1 protein-coding gene is annotated in these 246 nt (G+C 55.7%); it reads left to right on the top strand.

Annotation, left to right across the window (positions count from 1 at the left end; translation table 11 throughout):
- The coding region (locus Q4563_RS21775) for a hypothetical protein (protein WP_303606018.1) at positions 1-233 on the top strand (233 nt) is incomplete at its 5' end.
- Positions 234-246: the final 13 nt, after the last annotated feature.

Below are 246 nucleotides of genomic sequence, written 5' to 3'. Positions count from 1 at the left end.
ACGAAACACCGGTCAGACCCGTTCTTGCCGAAGTTGGCAATGCCATCAAGCGCCTCTGTGCCCGCCAGACGGAACGTGAATACCAGTCACTACTGGCACGCTACCAGCACAAGGAAAGCCGCCGCCAAATGAGCGCCGACGATATAAAACAGCTGAAAACCTACCAACGCCAACGCCGTGAACTCACCGCCGGACGTGGCGATATTTACCTGAACAACCCACATCAGCGTTAGATCCGGTCTATGC

It is taken from the genome of Gilvimarinus sp. 1_MG-2023 (genome assembly GCF_030548285.1).
The sequence above is the reverse complement of the archived record's forward strand: the minus strand, read 5'-3'. Positions and strand labels throughout refer to the sequence as shown.